Consider the following 23,964-nt stretch of genomic DNA (forward strand, 5'->3'; position numbering starts at 1 on the left):
GCCGACACCGTCCACGCAGCGCCACCACCTCCAGGAGACATCCAATGAGCACCACTGACAACCTCCGCGTCGCCGTCGTCGGCGCCGGGGCCATGGGCAGCGACCACATCCGCCGCATCACGTCGACCATCGCCGGTGCCGACGTCGTCGCGATCGTGGATCCCGACACCGCGCGGGCCACCGCCGCGGCCGCGAAGGCCCCCGGCGCGATCACCGCCGCGTCGTTCGAGGACGCCCTCGACGCCACCCCCATCGACGCCGTCATCGTCGCGACCCCGGGCTTCCTGCACGAGCCGGTCCTGGTACCGGCGATCGAACGCGGACTCGCGGTGCTCTGCGAGAAGCCCCTCACGACGAGTGCTGAGGACTCGCTGCGGATCGTCGAGCTCGAGCAGGCGAAGTCGGACCGCCCGAAGATCCAGGTCGGCTTCATGCGTCGCTTCGACAAGGGCTACCAGGAACTCCGGGCGCTCCGCGAGTCGGGGTCGAACGGCGCACTGCTCGCCCTGCACCACGCGCACCGCAACCCGACCACCCCGCCGAACTTCAGCGAGTCGATGCTCATCCACGACTCGGTGATCCACGAGATCGACATCATCCCGTTCATCACCGGCGAGGCGATCACGAGCGTCGAGGTCAAGAAGCCGCGCAAGAACTCGCTGGCGCCGGCCGAGCTGCCCGAGCCGCAGTTCGTGCTGTTCACGACCGAGTCGGGGACGATGGCGATCGTCGAGATCAACGTGAACGCGCAGTTCGGGTACCAGGTCACGACCGATGCCGTGTTCGAGTCCGGCGTCGCGTACATCGGGCGTGAGACCTCGCTGAACCTCGTGTCGCAGGGTGTCTCCGGCCAGGGCGTCACGCCGTCGTTCGTGGAGCGCTTCGGTGCCGCCTACGACGAAGAGGTCCAGCGTTGGGTCGACGCAGCCAAGCAGGGCGGGATCGACGGCCCGAGCGCATGGGACGGCTACACGGCGTCCGTCGTCGCCGAGGTGGCCGTCCGAGCGCAGCAGTCCGGTGCCCTCGAGGCCGTGACGTACGCCACGGCGAAGCCCGCGTTCTACGACGCCGCTCCGAACGAACTCGCAGACGTCTGATGCCGAAGATCGCGCTCGACCCCACCCCGTTCCACCACGACCTGTCGCTGCTGGAGTTCCCGCGCAAGGTCGCTGATCTCGGCTACGAGTACCTGCAACTCACCCCGCACAAGGACTTCATCCCGTTCTTCCGACACCCGAAGGCGGACGACGACCTCGTCGATGCGTTCGCTGCAGCCTGCGCGGACGCCGGTGTCCAGGTCGCGTCGGTGCTGCCGGTGCTCCGGTGGTCCGGGCCGGACCGGGAGACCCGCGAGACCGCGGTCAAGCAGTGGAAGCGCGTCATCGAGATCACGAAGCGCCTCGGCGTCGACACGATCAACACGGAGTTCTCGGGTCGCCCGGAGCGCGCCGAGGAATCGGAGGCGCAGTTCTACTGGGCGATGGAGGAGCTCCTGCCGATCATCGAGGACGCCGACCTGCGCGTGCTCATCGACCCGCACCCGGACGACTTCGTCGAGGACGGCCTCGAAGCCCTGCGGGTGATCCGTGGGCTCAACTCGAAGAACATCGGTTTCGTCTACGTGGCGTGCCACACCTTCCACTACGGCGGGGACATGGACGCGATCATCGACGCCGCGGGTGACTCGCTCCAGCTCATCCACGTCGCGGACGCCTACGACCACCACCGGTCGCACGGCCTCCGCTACATCACCAACCCGCCCGGCAACGCCGTCCGCGTCCACCAGCACCTGCCGGTCGGGCAGGGCGACGTCGACTTCGACGCGTTCTGGGCCGCGCTCGACCGCGTGGGCTTCTCGGCGAGGCCGGACACCGTCGCGGTGTCGAGCGTCTTCGCCGAGGACGAGAACGCCGACGAGGTCTCACGCTTCCAGCTCGACACGATCACGAAGGGACTGCACCGATGACCGACACCCTGGCGACCCCGGCCTCCTCCGACGTCGACACCCGCCCCGTCACCCTCCAGGCGGCGGAGCAGACGATCACCGCACTCTGGAACGACTCCGCCGATCCGCGCGAGCTCTCGACCGCGATCCACGAGTACGGCGCCGTCGGGGCGACCTGCAACCCCGTGATCGCCTACACGTGCATCAAGCAGGACCCGGACACCTGGGTCCCGCGCATCCGCGAGATCGCCGCGGAGCACCCGACCGCGGGGGAGTCCTGGATCGGCTGGAAGGCCGTCGAGGAGCTCTCCGTCGCCGCCGCTGCACAGCTCCTCCCGGCGTTCGAGGCATCGGGCGGCCGCAACGGGCGACTGAGCATGCAGACAGACCCGCGTCTCCACCGGGACCGGGACGCCCTCGTCGAGCAGGCCGTCCGGTTCTCGGCGCTCGCACCGAACATCATCGTGAAGATCCCCGCGACGAAGGTCGGCATCGCCGCGATCGAAGAGGCCGCCTACCGCGGAGTGTCGATCAACGCGACGGTGTCCTTCACGGTGCCGCAGGTCGTCGCCGTCGGAGAGGCGATCGAGCGTGCACTCGACCGTCGTGCCGCCGACGGGCTGCCGGACCAGGAGTTCGGCCACGTCGTCACCCTCATGGCCGGGCGACTCGACGACTGGCTGAAGGCCGTGGTGCAGCGCGACCACGTGATGGTCGACCCCGGCATCCTCGAGTGGGCGGGCGTCGCCGCCGTGAAGAACGCCTACCGGGTGTTCCAGGAGCGCGGCTTCCGGTCCCGTGTGCTCGTCGCGGCGTTCCGCAACGCGCTGCAGTGGTCCGAGTTCCAGGGCGGCGATCTCGTCGTCTCGCCACCGTTCCAGTGGTCGAAGGACATCAACGCCAACGCGTTCCCGTTCCGGCCGGATGCCATCGACGACGAGGTCCCCTCGCACGTCATCGACGCGCTGCGTGCCGCCACGCCGGAGTTCGCCCGCGCCTACGACGTGGACGGCATGACGATGGACGAGTTCGACCGGTTCGGCGCCACGGTGAAGACCCTGCGGCAGTTCCTCGACGCGGACGCACAGCTGGACGCCCTGGTCCGCGACATCATCGTCCCCGCCGAGTAGCTCACTCGTCGCCACGGCCACGCAACGCCATGGCTACGAAACACCACGCACCACCACGAACAGAGGAACTCAATGGACACGATCGGCGTCGGCCTCATCTCGGTCGGGTGGATGGGGCGGCTGCACTCCCGTGCCTACCGTGCCCTGCCCGACCACTTCCCGGAACTCGGCATCGCGCCGCGCCTCGTGGTCGTCGCGGACCCGGTCCCGGCCGCCCGTGACCAGGCGATCGAACGACTCGGGTACGAGCGTGCCGTCGCCGACTACCACGAGGTGCTCGCCGATCCTGAGGTCGACGTCGTGTCGATCTGCTCCCCGAACTTCCTGCACCGTGAGATGGCCGTCGCCGCTGCCGCCGCGGGCAAGCCGTTCTGGATCGAGAAGCCGATGGGTCGCTACGCCAGCGACTCCCGCGAGATCCACGAGGCCGTCCAGCGGGCCGGCGTGATCACGAGCGTCGGCTTCAACTACCGGCACGCCCCGGCGATCGAACGTGCCCGCGAGCTGGTTCGGAGCGGACGCCTCGGCCGGATCACGAACGTCCGCGGGTCACTCCTCGCGGACTACTCCTCCGATCCGGCAGCGCCGCTGACCTGGCGGTTCGAGCGGAAGCGCGCCGGTTCCGGGGTCCTCGGTGACCTGTTGTCGCACGGCCTCGATCTCGCGCAGTACGTGGTCGGGCGCATCGCGAGCGTGACGGCGTTGGCGGAGACGTTCATCACCGAACGGCCGCTGCCCGGTGCCGGGATCGTCGACCGGTCCGCAGCTGCGACCGGCGAACGGAAGCCGGTCGAGAACGAGGACTACGCCGCGCTGCTGTTCCGCTTCGAGGACGGCGCGGTCGGCACGATGGACTCGAGCCGGGTCATGCACGGCCCGCACGCCGAGTACACGATCGAGGTCTACGGCACGAAGGGATCCGTCCGCTGGGACTTCCAGCGCCTCAACGAGCTCGAGGTGTCCCTCGACGGGCAAGAGGTCGACGGGTACGCGACGCACTACGTCGCCGGCGGGGACGGCGAGTTCGCGCGCTTCCAGCCCGGCGCGGGCACGGCCATGGGCTACGACGACCTGAAGACCATCGAGGCCGCCCAGTTCGTCGCGAGCGTCCGTCGCGGGGAGCAGCTCGCGCCGTCGGTCGCCGACGGCCTGGCGGCCGCGTCGATCGTGGAAGCGGCGGAGGCCTCGCTCGCCGACGGAGCCTGGCACGACGTGGCGCGCGTCGACGGACCGCTCACCTACGCAGCGGCGACCCCCGTGATCTAGACCCAACCGGAGACGGACGGGAGGCTCGGTGCCAGCTGGCACCGAGCCCCCCGTCCGTCTGGTGCTCGGGAGCAAGCCATGTTAGTTTGTTAGGACAAAGTCCCGAACTGCAGGAGGCGCCATGCCGCTCGTCCGTATCGACCTCGCCACCGGGCGCAGCCCGGAGGCCGTCCGCGCCATCGCCGACGCGATCCACACGGCCATCGTCGAGGTGTACGGGATCCCGCCGCGCGACCGCTTCCAGATCGTCACGGAACACCCGGCCGGCCAGATCATCGCCGAGGACGCAGGGCTCGGCTTCGAGCGCACCGGCGGTGTCGTGATGATCCAGGTCTTCACGCAGCGCGGCCGCACGGACGAGGCGAAGACGACGCTCTACGCGGCGATCCACGACGCGCTCACCGGCGTCGGTGTCGCATCAGAGGACGTCTTCATCGGCTACGTCGAGAACGGCCCGCAGGACTGGTCGTTCGGGTTCGGTCGCGCGCAGTACGTCACCGGGGAGCTCGGCGTCCCGTCGGCGGCGTGAGGCCTACTTGTCGACGAGCGTGACCTCGAACGAGTAGCGGTCGGGGCGGTAGCAGTGCACGCCGTACTCGACCGCGCGGCCCGAGGCGTCGTACGCGGTCCGGCTCATCGTGAGGACGGGGTCGCCGTCCTCGATCTCGAGGAGGTTCGCCTCTTCGTCGGTGACCGCGCGGGCGCCGATGCGCTGCTTCGCCACACGCATCGTCACGCCTCGGCCGCGGAGCAGCTGGTACAGGCCGTGCTCCTGGAGGTCGATGTTGGTGATCTCGAGGAACTCCGGCGGCAGGTAGTTCTCGAGGATGGCCATCGGCACGTCCTCGGCGAACCGGACCCGGCGGATGTGGGCAACGGTCGTCCCAGGCGCGACACCGAGGGCCTCGGCGACGACGTCCGACGCGGGGACGTCGTTCCGCTCGAGGAGCTTCGTCGCAGGGGCCTGTGAACCCTGCGCGAGGTCGTCGTACAGACTCGTCAGCTCGACCTTGCGTGTGACCGGGCCGTGCACGACCTGCGTCCCGATGCCACGACGGCGGACCAGGAGGCCCTTGTCGACGAGGTCCTGGATCGCCCGGCGGATCGTCGGACGCGACAACCCGAGCCGTTCACCCAGCGCGATCTCGTTCTCGAGCCGGGCACCCGGTGGCATCGCACCGGAGCGGATCGACTCCTCGATGCGGGATGCCACCTGGAAGTAGAGGGGCATCGGACCCGACCGGTCCAGGTCCATGAACAGGTCGGACGGCAGCTGGCCTTCGTTGGTCATCGCGGTCCTTCGGGGGAGTACGGGTCCGGCGACTGCGCCGGGGGAATGTCGTGACAATACCACCGGGCTCGCGGCCCACCGGGCGACGGGGTCAGTCGGCGAAGATCATCGGGCGGCGGGACAGCCGCGGCTGGTTCGCCGCCTTCGGCTTCTCCGCGCGGATCCGCACCGGGTTGATCGACACCCGGGTCGCGGCACCGAGTGCCTCGACCGTGTCGACGTCGTGCCGGCCGGCGGCGTGGACGACGATCGCCGCACAGGCCTCGGCGTCGGCGGCGGCGTCGTGGTGTTGGAAGCCCTCGAAGCCGGCGGCCATCGCGGCGACGGGCAGGCGGTAGGAGTCGAGCGTGTACGTCTTGCGGGCCACCTGCAGGGAGCACATCGAATGGTGCTCAGACAGCGCGATGCCCGTTGCGGAGCAGCCGCCGGCGATGACACCCATGTCGAAGCGGGCGTTGTGCGCGACGAGGACGTCACCCTCGGCGAAGGCGACGAGGTCCGGGTACTGCTGCTCCCACGTCTTGGCGCGGACGACGTCCTCGGCGACGATGCCGTGGATGCGGGTGTTCCACTCGAGGAAGTCGTCGTGCCCCATCGGCGGGCGGATGAACCACGACGCGCGGTCCACGACCTTGCCGGACCGGACCTTGACGAGTCCGACGGAACACGCGCTGGCGGGCGAGCTGTTCGCGGTCTCGAAGTCGATCGCGGTGAAGTTCAACGGCACGCGTCCGATCGTCGCACGGAGCGCCGACATCCCCGGAAGCCGGGTCGGCGTTGCGCGGGCGCGGTCGGATCAGCGGCGTCGGGTCAGCGTTGCCGGGTCAGCGCCGTCGGGTTCGGCGGGAGCCCCGGCGGCGGCGCGCGGTCGTTCGCCACGTCGCGGCCTGACGCGCACGCTCCGCCGCCCAGTACGGGTCGAGGAGCGTCCCGACGAGCTCGAACGCCACCGCGACGGCATCGAGTCGCCAGCGCGGCGGGAGGCTCTCGACGTGGGTGGTGAAGGCATCGGCGAAGCCCGAGGTCGTCGACGGGAACGCGAACTCGACCGGGAGCGTCGCCAGCCGGAAGCCGTCCTCCTCGGCGTGGTCGATCGTCGCGGCCTCCGGGTCGTAGTCGACGAGGACGTCGGCCTCGAGTTCGGCGAGCGTGTCGTGCAGGGTCTCGAGGTCGCGTGGTGGTGTCGCGGCGAGCGCGTCGATCGTCTCCGGGGTGAAGTACCGCCGTTGCCCTCGGGCGTCGTACCCCATCGAGTGCACACCGAGCTGATCGCGTTCGAACCACATGCAGGCCAGGCTGCCACGTACGGTGAGGTCATGGTGACAGTGCTGCTCCTCGCCGGTGCCGGGTACGGGCAACAGGCGCCGCTGCTCTGGTGGTCCCGGCAGATCGCGCTCGAGGCCGGGTGCGATGTGGTCGCGCCGAACTGGGTCGTCGACGACGCGGCGGGGGAGGCGCCCGTCGCATTCGTGGAGGGCGAGATCGCGACGGCCCTCGGAGACCGGCTGCCCGACCTCGTCGTCGCGAAGTCCTTCGGCTGCTTCGCGCTGCCGTGGGCGGTCCGGAACGGGGTCCGCGGCGTGTGGCTGACGCCGGTGCTCACACACGACGGCGTCGCGGCGGCGCTCGCCGCCGCTGCCGACGGGAACGTCGCGATCGGCGGGTCGGACGACCCCATGTGGCGGCCCGAGCGTGTCCCGGGGACGGCTGCGAGCCTCCAGACCGTTGCCGGCGCCGACCACTCGCTCCACGTGACCGGAGACTGGCGGCGAGCGCAGCGGTTGCAGGCCGACGTCTTCGAGACCGTCGCGGCGGCCGTCCAGGCGCTCGGCCGTTAGGCTCTACTCCCGTGGCTCTCACCATCGGAATCGTCGGTCTCCCGAACGTCGGCAAGTCGACGCTCTTCAACGCGCTGACCAAGAACCAGGTCCTGGCCGCGAACTACCCCTTCGCGACCATCGAACCGAACGTCGGCGTGGTGAACCTGCCCGACTCGCGGCTCGACGACCTCGCCGGGCTGTTCCACTCGGAGAAGACCGTGCCCGCGCCGGTGTCGTTCGTCGACATCGCCGGCATCGTCAAGGGCGCGAGCGAAGGCGAGGGGCTCGGCAACAAGTTCCTCGCGAACATCCGCGAAGCCGACGCCATCGCGCAGGTCGTCCGCGGGTTCACCGACGACGACGTCGTGCACGTCGCGAACAAGGTCTCCCCGAAGGACGACCTCGAAGTGATCAACACCGAGCTGATCCTCGCGGACATGGAGACCATCGACAAGGCGCTCCCGCGGTACGAGAAGATGCTCAAGCTGAAGCAGGCCGAGCCGATCGTGCTCGAGACGGCGAAGGAGGCACGGGCGGCGCTCGAGCAGGGCACGCTCCTCTCCGCCACGTCGATCGACCTCGCACCGATCGCGGAACTCGGGCTGCTCAGCGCGAAGCCGTTCATCTTCGTCTTCAACGTCGACGAGGCGATCCTCACCGACGACGCCCGCAAGGCCGAGCTCGCCGCACTCGTCGCTCCCGCGCAGGCCGTGTTCCTGGACGCGCAGGTCGAGTCCGAGCTGATCGAGCTCGACCCCGCTGACGCCCGCGAGCTCCTCGAGTCCACCGGGCAGACGGAATCAGGGCTCGACCAGCTCGCACGCATCGGGTTCGACACCCTCGGGCTGCAGACCTACCTGACGGCCGGGCCGAAGGAAGCGCGTGCGTGGACGATCGGCAAGGGGTGGAAGGCTCCCCAGGCCGCCGGGGTCATCCACACCGACTTCGAGAAGGGCTTCATCAAGGCGGAGGTCATCTCGTTCGCCGACCTGATGGAGGCGGGCTCGATCGCGGAGGCCCGTGCGCACGGCAAGGCCCGGATCGAGGGCAAGGACTACGTGATGCAGGACGGCGACGTCGTCGAGTTCCGCTTCAACAACTGATCTGAGTCGAAGGTTCCCCGTGGCTCCGCACACGCACGCTGGTGTCTACGGCGCCTGGTGGCAGCACGGGTTCCTCATCACCGTGGAGAAGGCGGTGTCGAACTCGCGAGTGTCACGTCGTGGCACGAGCACACGTTCCAGGTCGATCGCGCCAGTGACGGCGCTGCGATCGACTTCCGACACCGGGCGACGATCGCCCTCATCCGGGTCACCGGCGACGTCACATCGGTTGACGACGCCGAGGACGTGGCGCGCGTGGTCCTGCACCCGCCCGGGACGTCTGCCCTGGTGACGCCATCCGTGGTCGTCGCCGCTCGACTGCTCGGGCTCGCTCCGTTCGGGTCGTGACGGATCCGGTTCGCTCGGCCCGGCCCCGGCGGACCAGATTCGTCAAACTGCAGCGTGGAGTACGGCCTCGGCAGCGGTACCGTGCTCCCATGACGTACACGGTCGACTTCGTCGATGTCTCCACCACCGGGCTCGAGTCGTCCCCGGTCGCAGAAGCACTCGCCGGGCTGCGCGCGAACGAAGCCCGGTACTACAAGAACAAGTACGACCACGTGTTCGTCACGAGTACGCCGGACGAAGCCCCCGAGGTGCTGGACCTCGTCACGCGCGTGCTGCACGACGAGCGGGGCATCGTGATCGCGGCGCCCCCGCTCGAGGTCAGCGGGTTCGAGGTCGGCGGACTCCGGATGTCGTACGTGTTCTACGAGTCCGGGCTGGCGATCAACGTGATGTACGCGATCGAGGACGGCGGGAAGCGCGCGGTCGGGTTCAAGCTGTCGATGGGCATGGACGTCCCAGCCGAGCTCGATGCGTTCAAGTTCGCCCGGCAGCGGTCGAAGCTCGCGGGGGAGATCCGCGGCTCCTACTTCGTCATCAAGGGCGAGTACGCCTGATCAGCTGACGGTCACGGTTCGGTCCCTGGATGGACGCCGTAGCGCCGGAAGTACGTCTCGGCGAACCGGCCGGCGTGCACGAATCCCCAACGGCGGATGACGTCGGCGAGGGGCTCGTCGCCGGCCGAGCGGAGTTCTGCACGGGCGCCCTCGAACCGGAGACCCTGAAGGTACTGCATTGACGAGATCCCGAATCGTGCGCGGAACCCCCGTTGCACCTCGCCGGGGCTGACGCCGGCAGCGGCCGCGATCGTCTCCGTCGTGAGGGGTTCGGCGATGTGCGTCGACATGTACGCGACGGCGATCTCCACGCTGTCGGGCCGCGCGGTCATGATCGTCTCCTGTCGTCGGGAAGTTCCGGTGTTCCGGCGACCAGGGTCTCGGGCAGCTGTGACGACACAGTAGACAGCGACGTCTCGGTGCGCAATGGGCGTCTGCGTCACCCCCGCAGCGTCAGGACCTCCGCGCCGTCTTCGGTGATCGCGATGGTGTGCTCGCTGTGGGCGGTCCGCGCGCCGGTGGCGCTGCGGAGCGTCCAGCCGTCCGGGTCGGTCACCAGCACGTCGGTGTCCGCCATCACCCACGGCTCGAGCGCCAGCAGAAGCCCCGGCCGGAGCACGTAGCCGCGGCCCGGCCGTCCGTCGTTCGAGATGTGCGGGTCTTGGTGCATCGTCGACCCGACTCCGTGCCCGCCGAACTCCGTGTTGATCGGGTAGCCGGCCTCGTGCAGGACCGTACCGATCGCGTGGGACAGATCACCGATGCGTGCTCCTGGGGCGGCAGCGGCGATGCCGGCTGCGAGGGCGCGCTCGGTCGCATCGATCATCGCGCGGTCCTCGGGCCGTGTCGCTGACCCGACGACGAAGCTCACGGCGGAGTCCGCGACGACGCCGTCGAGCGAGACGGCGAGGTCGAGCGTCAGGAGGTCACCGTCGCGGAGGGCGTGGTCGTGCGGGAGTCCGTGCAGCACGGCGTCGTTGACGGCAGTGCAGATGTAGTGGCCGAACGGGCCGCGGCCGAACGACGGCGCGTAGTCGACGTAGCTCGACACGGCGCCGGCTTCGAGGATCATCGCCTTCGCCCACCGGTCGATGTCCAGGAGGTTCGTGCCCACCGTCGCCCGCCCCTGCAGGGTGTGCAGGATCCGTCCGACGAGCGCACCGACGGCGCGTGCGCGGGGGAGTTCGGTCGGGGTGAGGAGCTCGATCATGCAATAACTATACCGGTACTAGTATGGGCGTCATGGTCAGGCTCCCACTCACCGCCGCAGACGTCGAACGCGGTCAGCGCCTCGGTGCGCTGCTCCGTCAGGCGCGCGGTGACCGGTCGATGCTCCAGACGGCGCTCGACGCCGGGGTGTCCCCGGAGACGTTGCGGAAGATCGAGACCGGGCGGGTGGCGACACCGGCGTTCCCGACGATCGCCGCCATCGCGGACGTCCTCGGGCTGTCGCTCGACGAGGTCTGGGCGGAGATCACCGCCGCCGAGCGCCGGCTCGCGTCCTGACCCTCAGTCGACGATCGCGATGATCGCCTGGGGGATCCGCTGTTCGATGACGTCCCAGACGATGTTCTTCTGCGCCGCTCGGTAGTCGTGCGACAGGATGTTCCGCGTACGACGGACCGATGCGAGCGGGAGGTCAGCCGGGAGCAGCGCCGAACGGTCCGTCGGAAGCCTGCTCAGGAGGTCGTCAAAGTGGATGATCACGGCCTCTGCGGCTCGGTACGTCAAGCTGCGGTTGGCCATGAACGCATCAGGTCCGTGTTCGACGATCTGCGCGCACTCGGAGAGGAGATCGATGAGGCTCGCCTCCAGGGCAGGCCAGCGGTCGATCGTCGATCCGGCGCGCGCGGGATCGACGCGGGGCCTCGGCGTGAACGATCCGGTCACAGCGGGACCGCTTGTTCCCGGACGTGTGCGAAGTGTTCGTCGACGACCTGGCCGTCGGTGAGGAGATCGACGGCGAAGCCCGTGATGCCCTCCACCGCGTCGGCGAATCCGCCGAGATCGAACAGCGATGCTCCCGGGCGGAGGGTCACGAGCAGGTCGATGTCACTGTGCTCGTCGTCCTCGCCGCGCACAGCGGACCCGAACACGCGGACGTCGGTGAGGTTGAAGCGCGTCGCCTCGGTTCGGATCGCGTCGGCGTACACGGACAGCGGGATGCTCGGGCGCATGCGAGCCGCTGTCAGCAGGCGTTCGAGCGACTCGACGCGAGGGAGCTTCCGGCCGCTCTCGTACGCGGAGATCGTCGGCTGCTGCACGCCTGCGACGCGAGCCAGGTCCGACTGTGACATCCCGATGTCCTCGCGAGCGGATCGGATCAGCTCGGCTGCCTTGTCGGTGCGCATCAGGACCTCCTATAGCTCCCGACTATAGCGGTGGACTCGCCCGCCATGGGGCGCGGTGGCGTGCGCCCGGTTCATCCACCGAACGCATCCACTGGGCTGTCGTGGACCCGCGAGTGCCTACCGTGCACTGCGGAGGTGGAACGTGAAGTACATCAACTACGACGGCAGCATCGTCATGACGGGTGATCGCATCGCCGAAGCACTCGCCGACTACGCGGCGATCCTCGGTGCCAACGGGCGTACGGACTCGGTCCACGTCCCGACCGTCGCCGAGGACGGTTCGATCGAGACGACCACGCTCCTGGTGGGGCCGGCGAGCGAGCTGGTGCTGACGGCGGCGCCGGACGACGAACTCGAGTACGAGGACCCCGGCTTCATCCGTCGCCTCCGCGATGCGGCGACGCACGCGGGCCCGGACAGCCCGCTGAACGCCGACGGCCGCACACCCTTCGCGGGAGCCGACGACCCGGAACCGCTTCCGGACGCCTGAGGCGCCCCGGGAACGACGAAACGCCGCCGGAACCGGCGGCGTTTCGTGTGTTTGGACCCGTCAGGACGAGCAAGCAAGCAAGCAAGGCGTCCGGACGGGAGGCTCGGCTCAGGCTGCGAGCGCGAGCTCCGACCGGCGGACGGTCGCCGCCTGGAGGATGGTGCGGCTCGACTCGCCGAGCCAGGAGCGCCCGGGGACGGTCCAGCCGGCTTCGCCGTCGACCTCGACACGGGTGCCGGGGGTGACGAACAGGTCGAGCACGTCGACGGGTACCCGCACGACGTACTCGCGCTGGGTGCCGTTGTCGCGCACGGGGAACTCCGCGATGCGGTCGGGGGAGACGACGGGAGCCGCGGTCGCGGTCCCGATGATGGTGATTCGTTCGTTGCTGGTCATGGTGCTGTCTTTCTCGTCTTCTGGCGGGCCCACGCTGCGGTCCGACGGACGACTGAGTCGCATCGGTCGCGTGTGGTGGGCACGCGCACGTCGGCATTCGACGTGCTGTTCGGCCTGGCCTCGATCGGAAGGATCCGGATCGGACGTTCGGGCGAACGGTGGTCTCGGGGGAATACGACTCGGGTGAGTCGGCTTCGAGACGGTTCGGTGTGCGCGAGTCAGATGGGTTCGCTGCAGTGCACCAGAGAACAACACTACACGACTGCGCCCCGAATGTCCACCGATCAAGCGCGTAACGCGGTGGAAACCGATCGCGTCCGTCCGCGAAACACCGCGTCGTTACGGTTCGAGAGCTGAGCCCCCGCTCAGCAACCACCCGGACGAAGGACCTGCACGGATGCAGCACCGAACACGCCAGCGCCCCCGCGCGGCGATCGCCACCGCGACGGCGGTCATGACGGGAGCCCTCGGGCTCGTCGTCCTGACGGCCGGCCCGGCACAGGCGGCCCCGACAGCTACCACAGCGACCATCGACGCCCCTGCGACCGTCACGGTCGGCGACGACTTCGACGTCGACGTGACGATCCCCGCGACGGCGGACGTCTTCGCGTACGAGATCACGCTCGACGCCGACGAGGCTGCCGTCACCTACCAGGACGGCAGTGTGACCGGCCCGGACGGCGGCTTCGACAGCGTCACCCAGGACGGCGACGAGCTCACCATCGTGCACACCCGACTCGGTACGTCGCCCGCGATCGGGGGCGACCTCGCGAGTTCGATCGGCATGACGGCGACGGGCGCCGGCACGGTGGACCTCGCGGTCACGAGCATCACGCTCCTCGACGAGGACGGTGCAGCGACCACGCTCGACGCCCCCGCGGCGACGGCCATCACGATCGAAGCGGCGGCGACCACCGCGCCGACCGATCCGGCAACGCCGGGCACCCCGGGAGGCGACCCGACGAACGGGGCCGGAGCGGGCGGTGGAACCGGCACCGGCGGCACCGCGACCGACGCGGACGCCGTCAGCGGTGCCTCCCGTCCGGCCGCAGGCCAGCTCGCCTGGACCGGTGCACAGGTCGCACCGTGGATCGCCGCAAGTCTCGCCCTGCTACTGGCCGGCGGCGGCGTCCTCGTCGCCCGAGCCCGCGCCCGCCGGAACGGAGCCACCCGATGACCACCCAGCGCACCACCCAGCGCACCACCCAGCGCACCACCCAGCGCACCACGCACACCCCCAAGCGAGCTGCCGCCGGCGCTGCCCTCATCGCCCTCGTCGGCACCGCCCTCGCCGCGACACCGGCGCTGACGGCACAGGCGGCCGACCCCACCGTCGACGCGAGCCCTGCCGCGATGCTCGCGCCGTACTACACGTCCCTCGACCTGACCGGCGACGACCAGGTCACGACCGAGGACCTGGCCGTCCTGACGAAGTCCCTCGGCACGACGAGCACCGACGCGGGCTGGTCCGCCGTCGCGAAGGCGGACACCGACGGCGACGGCACCATCACGGTCGCCGACGTCGCCGCGCTGTCCCACCGCATGATCTACGACGACGGCCCGTTCCAGCTCGTCGAGGCCTCGACCCTCGACATGCAGGCCGCGATGAACGCGGGCGTGACGACCTCGGTCGCGATCACCCAGGACTACCTCGACCGCATCGCCGCCTACGACCGCACGACCGTGCAGGCCGGCGGACGTCCACTGAACTCGATCATCACCACGAACAGGGAAGCACTCGCGGCCGCGAAGTCCGCCGACACCGAGCGGGCCGAGCACGGGATGACGAGCATGCTCCTCGGCGTGCCGATCGCCCTGAAGGACAACTACGACACGAAGGACATGCCGACCACCGGTGGCTGCGGCTGCTGGGACGACAACCAGACCGACTCCGACGCCGCGATGGTCACGGGCCTCCGCAGCGCCGGCGCCGTGATCCTGGCGAAGGCGAGCCTCGACGAGTTCGCGTACGGCTTCGTGTCGGAGTTCTCCTCGAACCAGCCGGCGGGGTCCTCGCTCCTCGTCGCGAGCCCCTACGTCACGACGCAGACAGCAGGCGGGTCCAGCGGTGGAACCGGTGCTGCGATCGCCGCGAACCTGGCGGGCATCGGCTTCGGCACCGACACCGGTGGGTCGATCCGCATCCCGTCCTCGTACAACCAGCTCGTCGGCATCCGTCCGACGGTGGGGCTGACGAGCCGGGACGGCATCATCCCGCTCGCGCTGTCGCAGGACACCGGTGGGCCCATCGCCCGCTCGGTGACCGACGCCGCGGTGGCACTCGACGCCGTCACCGGGGTCGATGCAGACGATCCGGTGACGAGCGGCCAAACGGGCAAGGTCCCGACGTCCTACACCGCCGCGCTCGACCCGGAGGCGCTCCAGGGCGCGCGGATCGGCTACGTCACGTCGATGGTCGGCACGAACGCCACCACGCTCCGGCTCTTCAACGAGTCCGTCGCGAAGCTCACCGCCGCCGGGGCGACGGTCGTGCCGATCAGCAGCACCGCGGACTTCGCGAAGGTGCTGAACGAGGGCAGCGGATCGACGAACGAGTTCAAGCACGACCTCGACGAGTACGTCCAGAAGCACCTCGACCCGGACGTCACCGCCCGGAGCATCTCGGGCATCCTCGCATCGGGTGAGTACGTGCCGAGCCGGAAGTCGACGTACGAGGCACGCGACAAGATCACGGATGCCCAGTACCAGGCGTGGGCTGGTCCGAGCGGGACGCACACGACGCAGCTCGCCACCGGCAAGCAGGTCGTCACGTCGATGATGGACGCACAGGACCTCGACGCGCTCGTCTACCCGTCGGGCACGCCGTACGGCACGCAGTCGACGAACATGCGCCTCAGCCCGAACACCGGCATGCCGGCCGTGACGGTCCCGATGGGACAGGCCACCGCGGCCGACAACACGGTCACCGGCGGCGGCGTGAACCTGGAGTTCCTGGGCCGCTCGTACGACGAGAGCACCGTGATCGGGCTCGGCTACGCCTTCGAGCAGGCGACGCACGCGCGCACCACGCCGGCCGCGTACGGCCCGCTCGGGTAGTCCCGCCCAGATCGAACAGGAGGCTCGGTGCACGTCGTGCGCCGAGCCTCCTGTCCGTCGGCCGGTTCAGTTCAGGGCCGGGGTGTCCTCCGGCACGACGCCGCCGTCGTACAGGTCGGTCGCCAGGTCGCGGAGCGCCCGGAGGGCGACGCGCTGCGTCAGCGGACCGTAGGAGATCCTGGCGACGCCGAGGGCCTCGTACTCCGCCGCGGGCAGCGCACCGGGGAGCCCGATGACGCTGAGCTTCCCACGGCCGAGCCCCCCGACGAGCCGCTCCACGACGTCGCGCTGGATCGCACCCGGGACGAACACGAGCGGTGCGCCGGCGTCGAGGAACGCCTTGCCGCGGGCGATGGCGTCGGCGATGCTCTCGTCGAGCGGGCGGTCGCCGCCGCGGGCGATCGCATCGGTCCGCGCGTTGAGCTGGAACGCCACCCCCTCGGCCTCCGCGGCCTTCGTGATCGCGGCGACGCGGGCGACGGCCTCGTCGAAGGGACGGAGGCGGTCCTCGACGTTCGCGCCGACGACGCCGAAGCCGATCGCGCGACGGATGGTCTCGGCGGGGTCCTCGTACCCGTCGTCGAGGTCGGCCGTCACGGGCAGGTCGACGGCCTCGGCGACGATCCGGGCGCCCTGGAGCGCGAGATCGAGGGGCATCCCGCCGTCGTCGTAGCCGTACGACGCGGCGATCGAGTGCCCGGCGGTCGCGATCGCGTGGGTGTCCGGCAGTGCCGCGACGGTCTTCGCGCTGATCGCGTCCCACACGTTCACGACGCGGAGGATCTCGGGGGCTTCGTGCAGGGTCTTGAGGGTCGACGCCTTGTCGACGGTGCTGCTCGCTGTGCTGCTGGTCATGGCACCGACAGTAGGCCGACGTGTCGGACCCCGGCCCGAGGTGACCCGGAGACGACGCGAGATGACGGACGGACTCGCGCCGAGCCTCCTGTCCGGTGCACCATGAGGGGATGGCGAGTGACGAGGAGGACCCGGTCGGCACGATCCGCGGGGTCCGCACGAGCATCAAGTGGACGCGGTACGCGCCGGACGTGCTGCCCCTGTTCGTCGCCGAGATGGACCACGAGGTCGCGCCGGAGATCCGGCAGGCGCTCGTCGAACGGGTGCAGCAGTCCGACCTCGGCTACCTCGACGGACCCGGGCCGCTGGCGCCGGCGTTCGCGTCCTTCGCGCGTGAGCGCTGGGGCTGGGAGGTCGACCCGGCCCGCGTGTACCTGGCCACCGACGTCAGCGTCGGGATCGTCGAGACGCTGCGGCTGGCGCTTCCGGACGGTGGTCGCGTCGCGATCACCCCGCCGGTGTACCCGCCGTTCTTCGAACTCGTCGAAGAGGCCCGATGTCAGGTGGAAGAGGTCCCGCTCGCCGAGCAGTGGGGCGTCTACCGGCTCGACCTCGACGGGCTCGAGCGCGCCTTCGCATCCGGGGTCCGGGTGTTCCTGCTCTGCAACCCGCACAACCCCATCGGGCTCGTGCACGACCGTGCCGACCTGCTCGCGCTGGCAGAGCTGGCCGCACGGTACGACGTCCTCGTGATCTCGGACGAGATCCACGCGCCGCTGACCCACCCGGGCGTGCAGTTCACTCCGTTCGCCTCGATCGCGTCGTCCGTCGGAGCACGCAGCGTCTGTGTCACGTCCGCGAGCAAGGGTTGGAACCTCGCCGGGGTGAAGTGCTCCGTCATCGTCGCCGGGGACGACCGGACCGCGGCGCTCCTCGACACCCTGTGGGAAGAGGTGGCGTGCCGGACGAGCATCCTCGGGCTGCACGCGAACCTCGCGGCGTTCTCGCTCGCGGTGGGGTGGCTCGACTACGTCATCGACCGGATCGTCGCGAACGACCGCCTGCTCGCGAAGCTCCTCGCCGAGCACCTGCCGGGGGTCGTGTACTCCCGGCCGCGTGCCGGTTACCTGGCGTGGCTCGACTTCCGGGGGATCGGCCTCGGGGACGACCCGGCCGTGCAGCTCCGCGAGCACGCCTTCGTGGCGCTGAACTCCGGCGTGCCCTTCGGGTCAGAGGGACGCGGGTTCGCCCGGATCAACCTGGCGTGCTCGCCGGACACCCTGCGCGAAGCGGTGCTGCGGATCGCGGCCGCGTACCCGTCGAGTGCGCAGGAAGCCGTGGTCTGGCACGTCGCGTGAGCTGCTCGGCGCGACGAGCTGGTGCTCACGCGTCGATGTACTGGTTCCGGCCGACGACGCGGATCGACAGATCGACCTCGCTGGAGGGGACCTCCTCGGTCATGGCGACCCATTCCCGTGCGACGAACCCGACCGAGCCCCAGCGGGGGACCTCGGTGACGAGGAACCCGTCGATGAACACCTGCCACATGCCCTTGTCCCGGACCGCCTGGACCTCGTGCGTCGCCATGCCGCGAGCGTAGCAAGCGTGCCCGGCGGCGCTCAGCCGACGCGCTTGGCGTAGTAGCGGAGCATCGGCGTCTCGCCGGAGGGCTTCGACCAGTCGGCCGGCCCGGTGCCCGTCAGGTGCCATCCGCGGCGCTCGTACAGTCGCCACGCCCCTGGTGTCTCCTCGGTGACGTCGAGTCGCACGTGGGTGCCGGGTGCCCCGAGTTCCGCGGCAGCGAGCAGATCGTCCGCGAGCCCGCGGCAGCGGTGCGCCGGGTCGACGAAGAGCCGCGTGACCGACGGCATGCGACCTGGTCCGGCGACGGCGATGCCGACGTGCCCGACGACCCGTCCCTCGTCGACGGCGACCCAGGCGGCGAGGAGTCCCTCCGGGGAGAGCCACGCGCGTGGGTCGTCCGGCCAGGTCGCGGGGTACCCGTCGGCGTGCACGCGCCAGAGCACCTCGACCAACGTGTCGAGGTGGGCGTCGGTGCGTTCGTGGATCCGCATGGCGTCAGGCACTGTCGGCAGCGCCCCGCGATCCGTCAGGAGCACGACGTGATCCGTCACGCGCGCCCCGTGATCCGTCGGGTCGTTCGTCCCGGTCGTCGAAGAACCCCTTGGACCCGAACGCGAACGACAGGATGCAGAGCAGAGCCCCGACGACGAACCACACGATGTCGCCGGTCGTCGGGTCGGCCACGGCCGAGCGTCCGAAGAGCAGGCCGATCGCGATGACGAAGTTGGTCATGCCCCACGCCACGTTGGTGCGCGGCGACGAGTACCGCCCGAACGGCGTGCGGAACACGCGACCGCCGAGCCCCGCCACGAAGTGCGGCATGCCGTTGGTCAGCGCGAACCCTGCGATCGCGAACAGCACCACCCCGATGATCCCCATGCGCACACCCTAGGACGTGCGGCGCGTCGGGGTCAGGTCGGGCCTCAGTCCAGATCGAGCGCCATGTGGACGTTCGCGCGCGTGTAGGGGCTCGGTTCGTGTTCGTCCGCGCCGAGGTGCCGGAACCCGGTCGTCTCGTAGAGGTGTACGGCGCTGGCGAGGTCGGCGTTGCTCTCGAGCACCACGCGTGTCGCGCCGAGCAACCGGGCGCGGTCGATGGCGGTCTCGATGAGTCGTCGACCGGTGCCGTGCCCCTGGTGGTCCGGAGCGACCGCCATCTTGACGAGTTCGAACACCCCGGGGCGCACCGGCGCGATCCCGATGCAGCCGACGACGGTACCGTCCGCCAGGCGTGCGACGAGCACGGCGCCGCCGGGTTCGACGATGCGTCCCACGGGGTCGCCGAGGTACCTGCGGTCCTCGTCCTCGAGCGCGAAGAAGCGGGTGATCCACGCCTCGTTGAGCACGCGGAACGCCTCGGCGTCCGCGGGGGTGGCGAGGTCGGCGATGGTGATGTCGGCGGTGTCGGGCATGGCTCCATCCTCGGACCGACCCCGAGAAGAGTCCAATACTCGTTCGCGTCGATCGATACGCTGGATGCATGGATCACGACGTCGACCTCCGGCAGCTCCGCGCGTTCCTGGCGGTCGCCGACGAACTGCACTTCGGCCGCGCCGCCGAGGCCCTGCACATCGCGCAGCCCGCGCTCTCCCAGCAGATCCGACGGACCGAACGCGCGCTCGGTGTGGACCTCTTCGCCCGGACCTCGCGGAGTGTCGCGCTCACACCGGCCGGTCGCGCCCTGCAGGGGCGTGCGCGGTCGCTCGTGGCCCAGGCGGCGCGGGACCTCGACGAGACGGTCCGCGTCGGACGTGGTGAAGCCGGGCGCCTCGACGTGGGGTTCGTGGTCTCGGCGCTGCCGCTCGGTCCGATCGAACGCGTGCAGCGGTTCCGCGAGCGCTACCCCCTGGTCCGCGTCGAACTCACGGAGGGCTACACGTCGCAGCTGCTCACGCGCATCGTCCGGGGCGAGCTCGACCTGGCGATCGTGCGCGACCCGGACCCGACGGACGGTGTCCGGACCACGCCGTTCCGGAGCGAGCGGTTCGTCGCGGCCGTCCCGCGGGACCACCGGTTCGCCGAGCGTGCGGAGATCGACGGCACCGAGCTCGTCGACGACCCGTTCGTGTTCTTCCCCGCCGAGGCGGGCACCGTCGCCACCGAGCGGAACCTCGCCCCGGTGGTGCGGGGTGCGAAGCGTCCGACGGTCGTGCAGGAGGCGACGACCTGGGCCACGGTGCTGCACCTCGTCGGTGCCGGGCTCGGCGTCACGATCGCGCCGGCGAGTGCGACGCTCGCGGCACCGGACACCGTCGTGCTGCTGCCGCTGACGAGCGACCACCGCAGCGAGCTGTGCTGGGCGGTCCGCGCCGACGACGACCGCGAGATCCTCCGGAACTTCGTCGCAGCGGCCGACTGACCGAGCTGCCTACCGCGGCAGCACCGGTGCCCGCTGGTCGCCGAGCTCGTCCTGTCGCCACGGTCGCGAGCCGCGCAACCCGAGCCCGAGCTGCACGAGCACGAACGACACGTGCGGCTCGACGTCGGGGTCCCACGGACCCTCGACGCCCAGGCCGAAGGCGCCGAGCTCGTCATCGGCCTCGTCGCGGACCGTCAGCCGCCAGCGTCCGTCGCCCTGTTCCTCGACGACGACCCATCGCGCAGTGGGGAACCGGCTCACGCCGTCTTCATGATGTCGGCCGTGAAGTTCTGCACGCGCTGCAGGAGTGCTTCGCCCCGCATGGCGATGGTCGCCGGCGGGTTCAGGTGCGGGGGAGCGGTCCGGATGAGCATCGAGCACCCGAGGTCCTCGCAGATGTAGGACCCGATGGTGTTGCCGTTGCGGCCGGACTCGCCGGCGCGCGCCGCCGAGAACAGGCGGACCTGCGTGGCGGGCTGCGGCGAGTGGCAGAACGAGCACATCGCGGCGATGCCCGGGCGGAGCGACCCGCCGGCCGAACGCACCACGATCCCGACGGCGACACCGTCGATCCAGGACACGATGTACCCGCGCCGGGCCGCCTGGGGGTCGCGCCAGCCGAGGAACTCGCGCTCGTCCCAGAGCATCTCGTGCAGCCCCGGGATCGGGAGCTGGGCGAGCTCCTCCGGGGTGGCGTTGACGAACGACGATCGGATGTCTGCTTCGGTCAGTGGTTTCACGGTGCGAACACCCTATGCCTCGCCTCCGACAGACGGTCCGTCAGCCCAGCCTGGAGGCCCGGATCACCGCGAGCGCGCTCGTCTCGTCCGCCACCAGGACGGCTCGACGCACCGCGTCGCGTCCGGTACGGCGCGCGGCCGCGTCGTCCGCGGCGAACTCGACGAGGACGCGTGTCGATCGCGCCATCGCGCGCGCACCGGGGATCCACGGGACCGCACGCTCGATCGATTCGGCGACCGCGACGACGGCCGCGTGGCGCTGCTGCAGGTGGGCGCGTTCGTGGGCGACCACTGCCTCCAGTTCGTCGGTCCGCAACCGGTCTGCGAGACCGGTGCTGACCAGCACCCCGCCGCTCCGGCCGGGGACGGCGCAGGCGAGCGCGTGCTCCGCCTCGACGACCGCGACCAGGGTGCCGTCGATCTCGCGGTGCGGGGCGACGCCGGAGCGCATCGCCTCGCGGACGGCCTGGTGCTCCGGGCCCGGCCGGACGCGCACGGCGACGACGAAGGCAAGCACGGCCAGCACGGCGACCCCGATGTTGAGGCCGTGCGTCGGAGAAGCACCGAACGTGATCGGGCGGTTCGCGAGCACGACGAGGGTGATGCCGGCGACGAAGCCGAGTGCGCCGAGGAGGACGGCGACCGACCAGCTCAGGAGCGCGGTGCGGGGGCGGTCGATCGTCCAGGCGGAGCGGGTCAGGATGCGGGGCGCGACGACCACGACGGCCAACGCCAGCACGATGAGCACGATGCCGGTGATCACCACGTCGCTGTCGCCATGCTCGTCGTGTTCCGGCTCGTCGTGTGCTGGCTCGTCGTCAGGATCGGGCGCGGGCGTCGAGTGCCCGGCGGATGACGTCGAGGTCGTCGGAGGCGAGCGAGCCGGTGAACTGCAGCAGCGCCGCTTCGCGGTCGGACGCAGCTGCGAGCGCGGTCGACATGAGCGACGCGGTCTGCTCTTCCCGGCTGTGGGTGGCGCGGAAGGTCAGGGGTGCCTCGGTGTGCTGCTGCCGCTCGACGGTGCCCTTGCGGCCGAGCCGGTCGAGCACGGTGAGGACGGTCGTCAGCGCCGGTCGGGGCTCCGGGAAGGCGTCGAGCACCTGGCGTGCGGTGAGGCCCGAGTCGTCGGCGGACCAGAGCGCGTCGAGCACCGCCTGCTCGAGCTGCCCGCGGGGGCGCTGTCTCTGTCCTGCCACCAGGCCACTCTACGAGATGTCGAAGCGGTCGTGGCACGTGTCACATGCCCGTAACGCGATCTCGGTAAGCTTCCCGCGGACAACAGAACATCGAGGCCGACCACCCGCCGCGGGAGACGTCGTGCCGGCCACCGCTCGCCGGTGGTCGCGCGACACCGAAGGAGCATCCTCCCCGCCAATCTCTCAGGTCCAACACCGCAGCGGACAGGCCACTCTGAAAAGCAGGCGCTCCTCCACCCTCCGGGTGCGGAACGGCTCGCCCACGGTGAAAGCCGCCGGACCTCACGGGCCGCGGTGAAACTCTCAGGCCCATGACAGAGGGGGAGTTCGCGCCCGGCGATCGTCGTCGGGGGCTGCCCGACCTCGGGAGAACTCCGCATGTCAGATCCTTCTTCGTCGCCGTCGCCGTCGCCGTCGCCGTCGCCGTCGCCGTCGTTGCGCTCGTCGCCGCTGGAGGCCGCGCACGAAGCGGCCGGCGCGACCTTCACCGACTTCGCCGGGTACCGCATGCCCGTGCGCTACTCGTCCGACCTCGCCGAGCACCACGCCGTGCGCCAGGCCGCCGGCGTCTTCGACCTCTCGCACATGGCGGAGATCGGTGTCTCGGGGCCCGACGCCGTGGCGTTCCTCGACCACGCGCTCGCCGGCGCGTTCGGTGCGATGACCGTCGGCCGGGCGAAGTACTCGCTCCTGCTCGAGGACGCCGGCGGCATCCTCGACGACCTCGTCGTGTACCGGACCGACGACGACACCTACCTGGTCGTCGCGAACGCCGCGAACCGCGAGGTCGCCGTGTCCGCGCTGCGATCGCGGGTCGACGGGTTCGACGTCGTCGTCTCGGACGACTCCGACACCACAGCGCTCGTCGCGATCCAGGGGCCGGCTGCCGCGGGGACCCTCGACGCGCTGGTCGTCGAGGACCGGCTGCAGCCCGAGTCCCCGCTCGACGAGCTCCGCTACTACCGGGCACTGCACGCGACCTTCGACGGGTCGTCGGTCCTCGTTGCCCGCACCGGCTACACCGGCGAGGACGGCTTCGAGATCTACAGCGACCCCGAGGTCGCCCCGGCGATCTGGGACGCACTGCTCGACGCGGGGTCCTCGCGCGGTGTCGTCCCCGCTGGACTCGCGGCTCGGGACACCCTGCGGCTCGAGGCAGGCATGCCGCTCTACGGCCACGAGCTCACCGTGTCGACCCGTCCGGCGCAGGCCGGGCTCGGTCGGGTCGTCGCTCCTTCGGGAGACTTCGTCGGTGCTGCCGGCGTCGCGCCAGCCGAGGACGCGCCCGTGCTCGTCGGGCTCGTGATGGAGGGACGCCGAGCCGCTCGTGCCGGCTACCCGGTGCTGCACGACGGGGACGTCGTCGGCACGGTGACCTCCGGCGCGCTCTCCCCGACGCTCGGCCACCCGGTCGCGATGGCCTTCGTCGCCCCGTCGGCCGCCGCCGAGGGACAAGTCCTCCACATCGACGTCCGCGGCACCGCCATCCCCGCGACCGTCACCCCGTTCCCCTTCTACCGCCGCCCCGCGAAAGGCTGA

At 70.5% G+C, this 23,964-nt stretch carries 33 protein-coding genes and 1 riboswitch; of the genes, 16 read left to right on the plus strand and 17 right to left on the minus strand.

What is annotated here, in order from left to right:
* The first annotated feature begins 44 nt into the window (after positions 1-44).
* From ACIPJ2_RS12255 to ACIPJ2_RS12275, 5 genes are all read left to right on the plus strand, one after another.
* A complete protein-coding gene (locus tag ACIPJ2_RS12255; RefSeq protein WP_402729050.1) occupies positions 45-1,097 on the plus strand; it encodes a Gfo/Idh/MocA family protein in 1,053 nt (350 codons plus the stop codon).
* The gene (locus ACIPJ2_RS12260; RefSeq protein WP_402729051.1) at positions 1,097-1,966 is read left to right on the plus strand and encodes a sugar phosphate isomerase/epimerase family protein; all 870 of its coding nucleotides are present in this window, start codon (positions 1,097-1,099) and stop codon (positions 1,964-1,966) included. Before ACIPJ2_RS12255 ends, ACIPJ2_RS12260 begins: the two co-directional genes overlap by 1 nt.
* A complete protein-coding gene (locus tag ACIPJ2_RS12265) occupies positions 1,963-3,075 on the plus strand; it encodes a transaldolase family protein (protein WP_402729052.1) in 1,113 nt (370 codons plus the stop codon). Before ACIPJ2_RS12260 ends, ACIPJ2_RS12265 begins: the two co-directional genes overlap by 4 nt.
* Positions 3,076-3,147: 72 nt before the next feature.
* Positions 3,148-4,341: a Gfo/Idh/MocA family protein gene (locus ACIPJ2_RS12270; protein ID WP_402729053.1), complete on the plus strand. Its 1,194-nt coding sequence runs from the start codon at positions 3,148-3,150 to the stop codon at positions 4,339-4,341.
* Between the two features lie 121 nt (positions 4,342-4,462).
* Positions 4,463-4,870 carry a tautomerase family protein gene (locus ACIPJ2_RS12275; RefSeq protein ID WP_402729054.1) on the plus strand — a complete coding sequence of 136 codons (408 nt, stop codon included), beginning with the start codon at positions 4,463-4,465 and terminating at the stop codon, positions 4,868-4,870.
* A gap of 3 nt (positions 4,871-4,873) precedes the next feature.
* Here ACIPJ2_RS12275 and ACIPJ2_RS12280 read toward each other — a convergent pair whose 3' ends face one another.
* From ACIPJ2_RS12280 to ACIPJ2_RS12290, 3 genes are all read right to left on the minus strand, one after another.
* A complete protein-coding gene (locus tag ACIPJ2_RS12280; protein ID WP_402729055.1) occupies positions 4,874-5,632 on the minus strand; it encodes a GntR family transcriptional regulator in 759 nt (252 codons plus the stop codon).
* 91 nt (positions 5,633-5,723) lie between these two features.
* Positions 5,724-6,359 (minus strand): exonuclease domain-containing protein, encoded by a 636-nt coding sequence (locus ACIPJ2_RS12285; protein WP_402729056.1) that lies wholly within the window; start codon positions 6,357-6,359, stop codon positions 5,724-5,726.
* A gap of 97 nt (positions 6,360-6,456) precedes the next feature.
* Positions 6,457-6,918, minus strand: a complete 462-nt coding sequence (locus tag ACIPJ2_RS12290) for a hypothetical protein (protein ID WP_402729057.1) — start codon at positions 6,916-6,918, stop codon at positions 6,457-6,459.
* A gap of 30 nt (positions 6,919-6,948) precedes the next feature.
* Between ACIPJ2_RS12290 and ACIPJ2_RS12295 the strand changes: the two genes are divergently transcribed.
* The 4 genes from ACIPJ2_RS12295 to ACIPJ2_RS12310 all read left to right on the plus strand — a co-directional run bounded on the left by ACIPJ2_RS12295 (position 6,949) and on the right by ACIPJ2_RS12310 (position 9,457).
* A complete protein-coding gene (locus ACIPJ2_RS12295; RefSeq protein WP_402729058.1) occupies positions 6,949-7,470 on the plus strand; it encodes a hypothetical protein in 522 nt (173 codons plus the stop codon).
* Positions 7,471-7,481: 11 nt separating this feature from the next.
* Positions 7,482-8,555, plus strand: a complete 1,074-nt coding sequence (gene ychF, locus ACIPJ2_RS12300; protein WP_402729059.1) for a redox-regulated ATPase YchF — start codon at positions 7,482-7,484, stop codon at positions 8,553-8,555.
* A gap of 57 nt (positions 8,556-8,612) precedes the next feature.
* Positions 8,613-8,903, plus strand: a complete 291-nt coding sequence (locus ACIPJ2_RS12305; protein ID WP_402729060.1) for a hypothetical protein — start codon at positions 8,613-8,615, stop codon at positions 8,901-8,903.
* 89 nt (positions 8,904-8,992) lie between these two features.
* The gene (locus ACIPJ2_RS12310) at positions 8,993-9,457 is read left to right on the plus strand and encodes a phage tail protein (RefSeq protein ID WP_402729061.1); all 465 of its coding nucleotides are present in this window, start codon (positions 8,993-8,995) and stop codon (positions 9,455-9,457) included.
* Between the two features lie 11 nt (positions 9,458-9,468).
* On the opposite strand, the gene ACIPJ2_RS12315 is transcribed toward ACIPJ2_RS12310, so the two are convergent.
* Positions 9,469-9,789 carry a helix-turn-helix transcriptional regulator gene (locus ACIPJ2_RS12315; RefSeq protein ID WP_402729062.1) on the minus strand — a complete coding sequence of 107 codons (321 nt, stop codon included), beginning with the start codon at positions 9,787-9,789 and terminating at the stop codon, positions 9,469-9,471.
* 107 nt (positions 9,790-9,896) lie between these two features.
* Positions 9,897-10,667 (minus strand): type I methionyl aminopeptidase, encoded by a 771-nt coding sequence (map, locus tag ACIPJ2_RS12320; RefSeq protein WP_402729063.1) that lies wholly within the window; start codon positions 10,665-10,667, stop codon positions 9,897-9,899.
* A gap of 32 nt (positions 10,668-10,699) precedes the next feature.
* Between map and ACIPJ2_RS12325 the strand changes: the two genes are divergently transcribed.
* On the plus strand, positions 10,700-10,963 hold the full coding sequence (locus ACIPJ2_RS12325; RefSeq protein ID WP_402729064.1) for a helix-turn-helix transcriptional regulator: 264 nt from the start codon (positions 10,700-10,702) through the stop codon (positions 10,961-10,963).
* Between the two features lie 3 nt (positions 10,964-10,966).
* Here ACIPJ2_RS12325 and ACIPJ2_RS12330 read toward each other — a convergent pair whose 3' ends face one another.
* Complete coding sequence (locus ACIPJ2_RS12330) at positions 10,967-11,347, minus strand: HepT-like ribonuclease domain-containing protein (RefSeq protein ID WP_402729065.1); 381 nt, start codon at positions 11,345-11,347, stop codon at positions 10,967-10,969.
* A complete protein-coding gene (locus ACIPJ2_RS12335; protein ID WP_402729066.1) occupies positions 11,344-11,808 on the minus strand; it encodes a helix-turn-helix domain-containing protein in 465 nt (154 codons plus the stop codon). Before ACIPJ2_RS12335 ends, ACIPJ2_RS12330 begins: the two co-directional genes overlap by 4 nt.
* A 142-nt stretch (positions 11,809-11,950) precedes the next feature.
* Between ACIPJ2_RS12335 and ACIPJ2_RS12340 the strand changes: the two genes are divergently transcribed.
* Entirely contained in the window at positions 11,951-12,298 is a 348-nt protein-coding gene (locus ACIPJ2_RS12340) for a hypothetical protein (protein WP_402729067.1), read from the plus strand.
* Positions 12,299-12,406: 108 nt separating this feature from the next.
* Here the strand turns inward: ACIPJ2_RS12340 and ACIPJ2_RS12345 are convergent, their stop codons facing one another.
* Positions 12,407-12,694: a hypothetical protein gene (locus tag ACIPJ2_RS12345; protein WP_281267169.1), complete on the minus strand. Its 288-nt coding sequence runs from the start codon at positions 12,692-12,694 to the stop codon at positions 12,407-12,409.
* Between the two features lie 397 nt (positions 12,695-13,091).
* On the opposite strand from ACIPJ2_RS12345, the gene ACIPJ2_RS12350 reads away from it, so the two are divergent.
* A complete protein-coding gene (locus ACIPJ2_RS12350; protein WP_402729068.1) occupies positions 13,092-13,871 on the plus strand; it encodes a hypothetical protein in 780 nt (259 codons plus the stop codon).
* Entirely contained in the window at positions 13,868-15,751 is a 1,884-nt protein-coding gene (locus ACIPJ2_RS12355) for an amidase family protein (protein WP_402729069.1), read from the plus strand. Before ACIPJ2_RS12350 ends, ACIPJ2_RS12355 begins: the two co-directional genes overlap by 4 nt.
* 66 nt (positions 15,752-15,817) lie before the next feature.
* Here the strand turns inward: ACIPJ2_RS12355 and ACIPJ2_RS12360 are convergent, their stop codons facing one another.
* A complete protein-coding gene (locus ACIPJ2_RS12360) occupies positions 15,818-16,606 on the minus strand; it encodes an isocitrate lyase/phosphoenolpyruvate mutase family protein (RefSeq protein WP_402729070.1) in 789 nt (262 codons plus the stop codon).
* 110 nt (positions 16,607-16,716) lie between these two features.
* Between ACIPJ2_RS12360 and ACIPJ2_RS12365 the strand changes: the two genes are divergently transcribed.
* Positions 16,717-17,904 carry a MalY/PatB family protein gene (locus ACIPJ2_RS12365; RefSeq protein ID WP_402729071.1) on the plus strand — a complete coding sequence of 396 codons (1,188 nt, stop codon included), beginning with the start codon at positions 16,717-16,719 and terminating at the stop codon, positions 17,902-17,904.
* 25 nt (positions 17,905-17,929) lie between these two features.
* Here ACIPJ2_RS12365 and ACIPJ2_RS12370 read toward each other — a convergent pair whose 3' ends face one another.
* From ACIPJ2_RS12370 to ACIPJ2_RS12385, 4 genes are read right to left on the minus strand one after another with little or no spacing between them, the layout of a single operon-like run.
* A complete protein-coding gene (locus ACIPJ2_RS12370) occupies positions 17,930-18,133 on the minus strand; it encodes a hypothetical protein (RefSeq protein WP_402729072.1) in 204 nt (67 codons plus the stop codon).
* A 32-nt stretch (positions 18,134-18,165) separates the two neighbouring features.
* Positions 18,166-18,621, minus strand: coding sequence for a GNAT family N-acetyltransferase (locus tag ACIPJ2_RS12375; RefSeq protein ID WP_402729073.1), 456 nt, complete (start codon positions 18,619-18,621; stop codon positions 18,166-18,168).
* A 4-nt stretch (positions 18,622-18,625) separates the two neighbouring features.
* The gene (locus ACIPJ2_RS12380; protein ID WP_402729074.1) at positions 18,626-19,009 is read right to left on the minus strand and encodes a hypothetical protein; all 384 of its coding nucleotides are present in this window, start codon (positions 19,007-19,009) and stop codon (positions 18,626-18,628) included.
* Between the two features lie 44 nt (positions 19,010-19,053).
* A complete protein-coding gene (locus ACIPJ2_RS12385; protein WP_402729075.1) occupies positions 19,054-19,542 on the minus strand; it encodes a GNAT family N-acetyltransferase in 489 nt (162 codons plus the stop codon).
* Positions 19,543-19,610: 68 nt separating this feature from the next.
* Here ACIPJ2_RS12385 and ACIPJ2_RS12390 point away from each other — a divergent pair, with 68 nt between their 5' ends.
* On the plus strand, positions 19,611-20,489 hold the full coding sequence (locus tag ACIPJ2_RS12390) for a LysR substrate-binding domain-containing protein (protein ID WP_402729076.1): 879 nt from the start codon (positions 19,611-19,613) through the stop codon (positions 20,487-20,489).
* A gap of 9 nt (positions 20,490-20,498) precedes the next feature.
* Here the strand turns inward: ACIPJ2_RS12390 and ACIPJ2_RS12395 are convergent, their stop codons facing one another.
* Genes ACIPJ2_RS12395 through ACIPJ2_RS12410 form a run of 4 tightly spaced genes read right to left on the minus strand, consistent with a single transcriptional unit; the run spans position 20,499 to position 22,425 of the window.
* Positions 20,499-20,750 (minus strand): hypothetical protein, encoded by a 252-nt coding sequence (locus ACIPJ2_RS12395; protein ID WP_402729077.1) that lies wholly within the window; start codon positions 20,748-20,750, stop codon positions 20,499-20,501.
* On the minus strand, positions 20,747-21,229 hold the full coding sequence (locus tag ACIPJ2_RS12400) for an FBP domain-containing protein (protein WP_402729078.1): 483 nt from the start codon (positions 21,227-21,229) through the stop codon (positions 20,747-20,749). Before ACIPJ2_RS12400 ends, ACIPJ2_RS12395 begins: the two co-directional genes overlap by 4 nt.
* 40 nt (positions 21,230-21,269) lie before the next feature.
* Positions 21,270-21,995 carry a M56 family metallopeptidase gene (locus ACIPJ2_RS12405; RefSeq protein WP_281267181.1) on the minus strand — a complete coding sequence of 242 codons (726 nt, stop codon included), beginning with the start codon at positions 21,993-21,995 and terminating at the stop codon, positions 21,270-21,272.
* A 52-nt stretch (positions 21,996-22,047) separates the two neighbouring features.
* Complete coding sequence (locus ACIPJ2_RS12410; protein WP_281267182.1) at positions 22,048-22,425, minus strand: BlaI/MecI/CopY family transcriptional regulator; 378 nt, start codon at positions 22,423-22,425, stop codon at positions 22,048-22,050.
* A 100-nt stretch (positions 22,426-22,525) separates the two neighbouring features.
* Positions 22,526-22,633: riboswitch (glycine riboswitch) on the plus strand.
* A 170-nt stretch (positions 22,634-22,803) separates the two neighbouring features.
* On the opposite strand from ACIPJ2_RS12410, the gene gcvT reads away from it, so the two are divergent.
* Positions 22,804-23,964, plus strand: coding sequence for a glycine cleavage system aminomethyltransferase GcvT (gene gcvT, locus ACIPJ2_RS12415; protein WP_281267183.1), 1,161 nt, complete (start codon positions 22,804-22,806; stop codon positions 23,962-23,964).

This window comes from Curtobacterium sp. NPDC090217 (assembly GCF_044746705.1).
In the GTDB taxonomy this organism is placed as follows: domain Bacteria; phylum Actinomycetota; class Actinomycetes; order Actinomycetales; family Microbacteriaceae; genus Curtobacterium.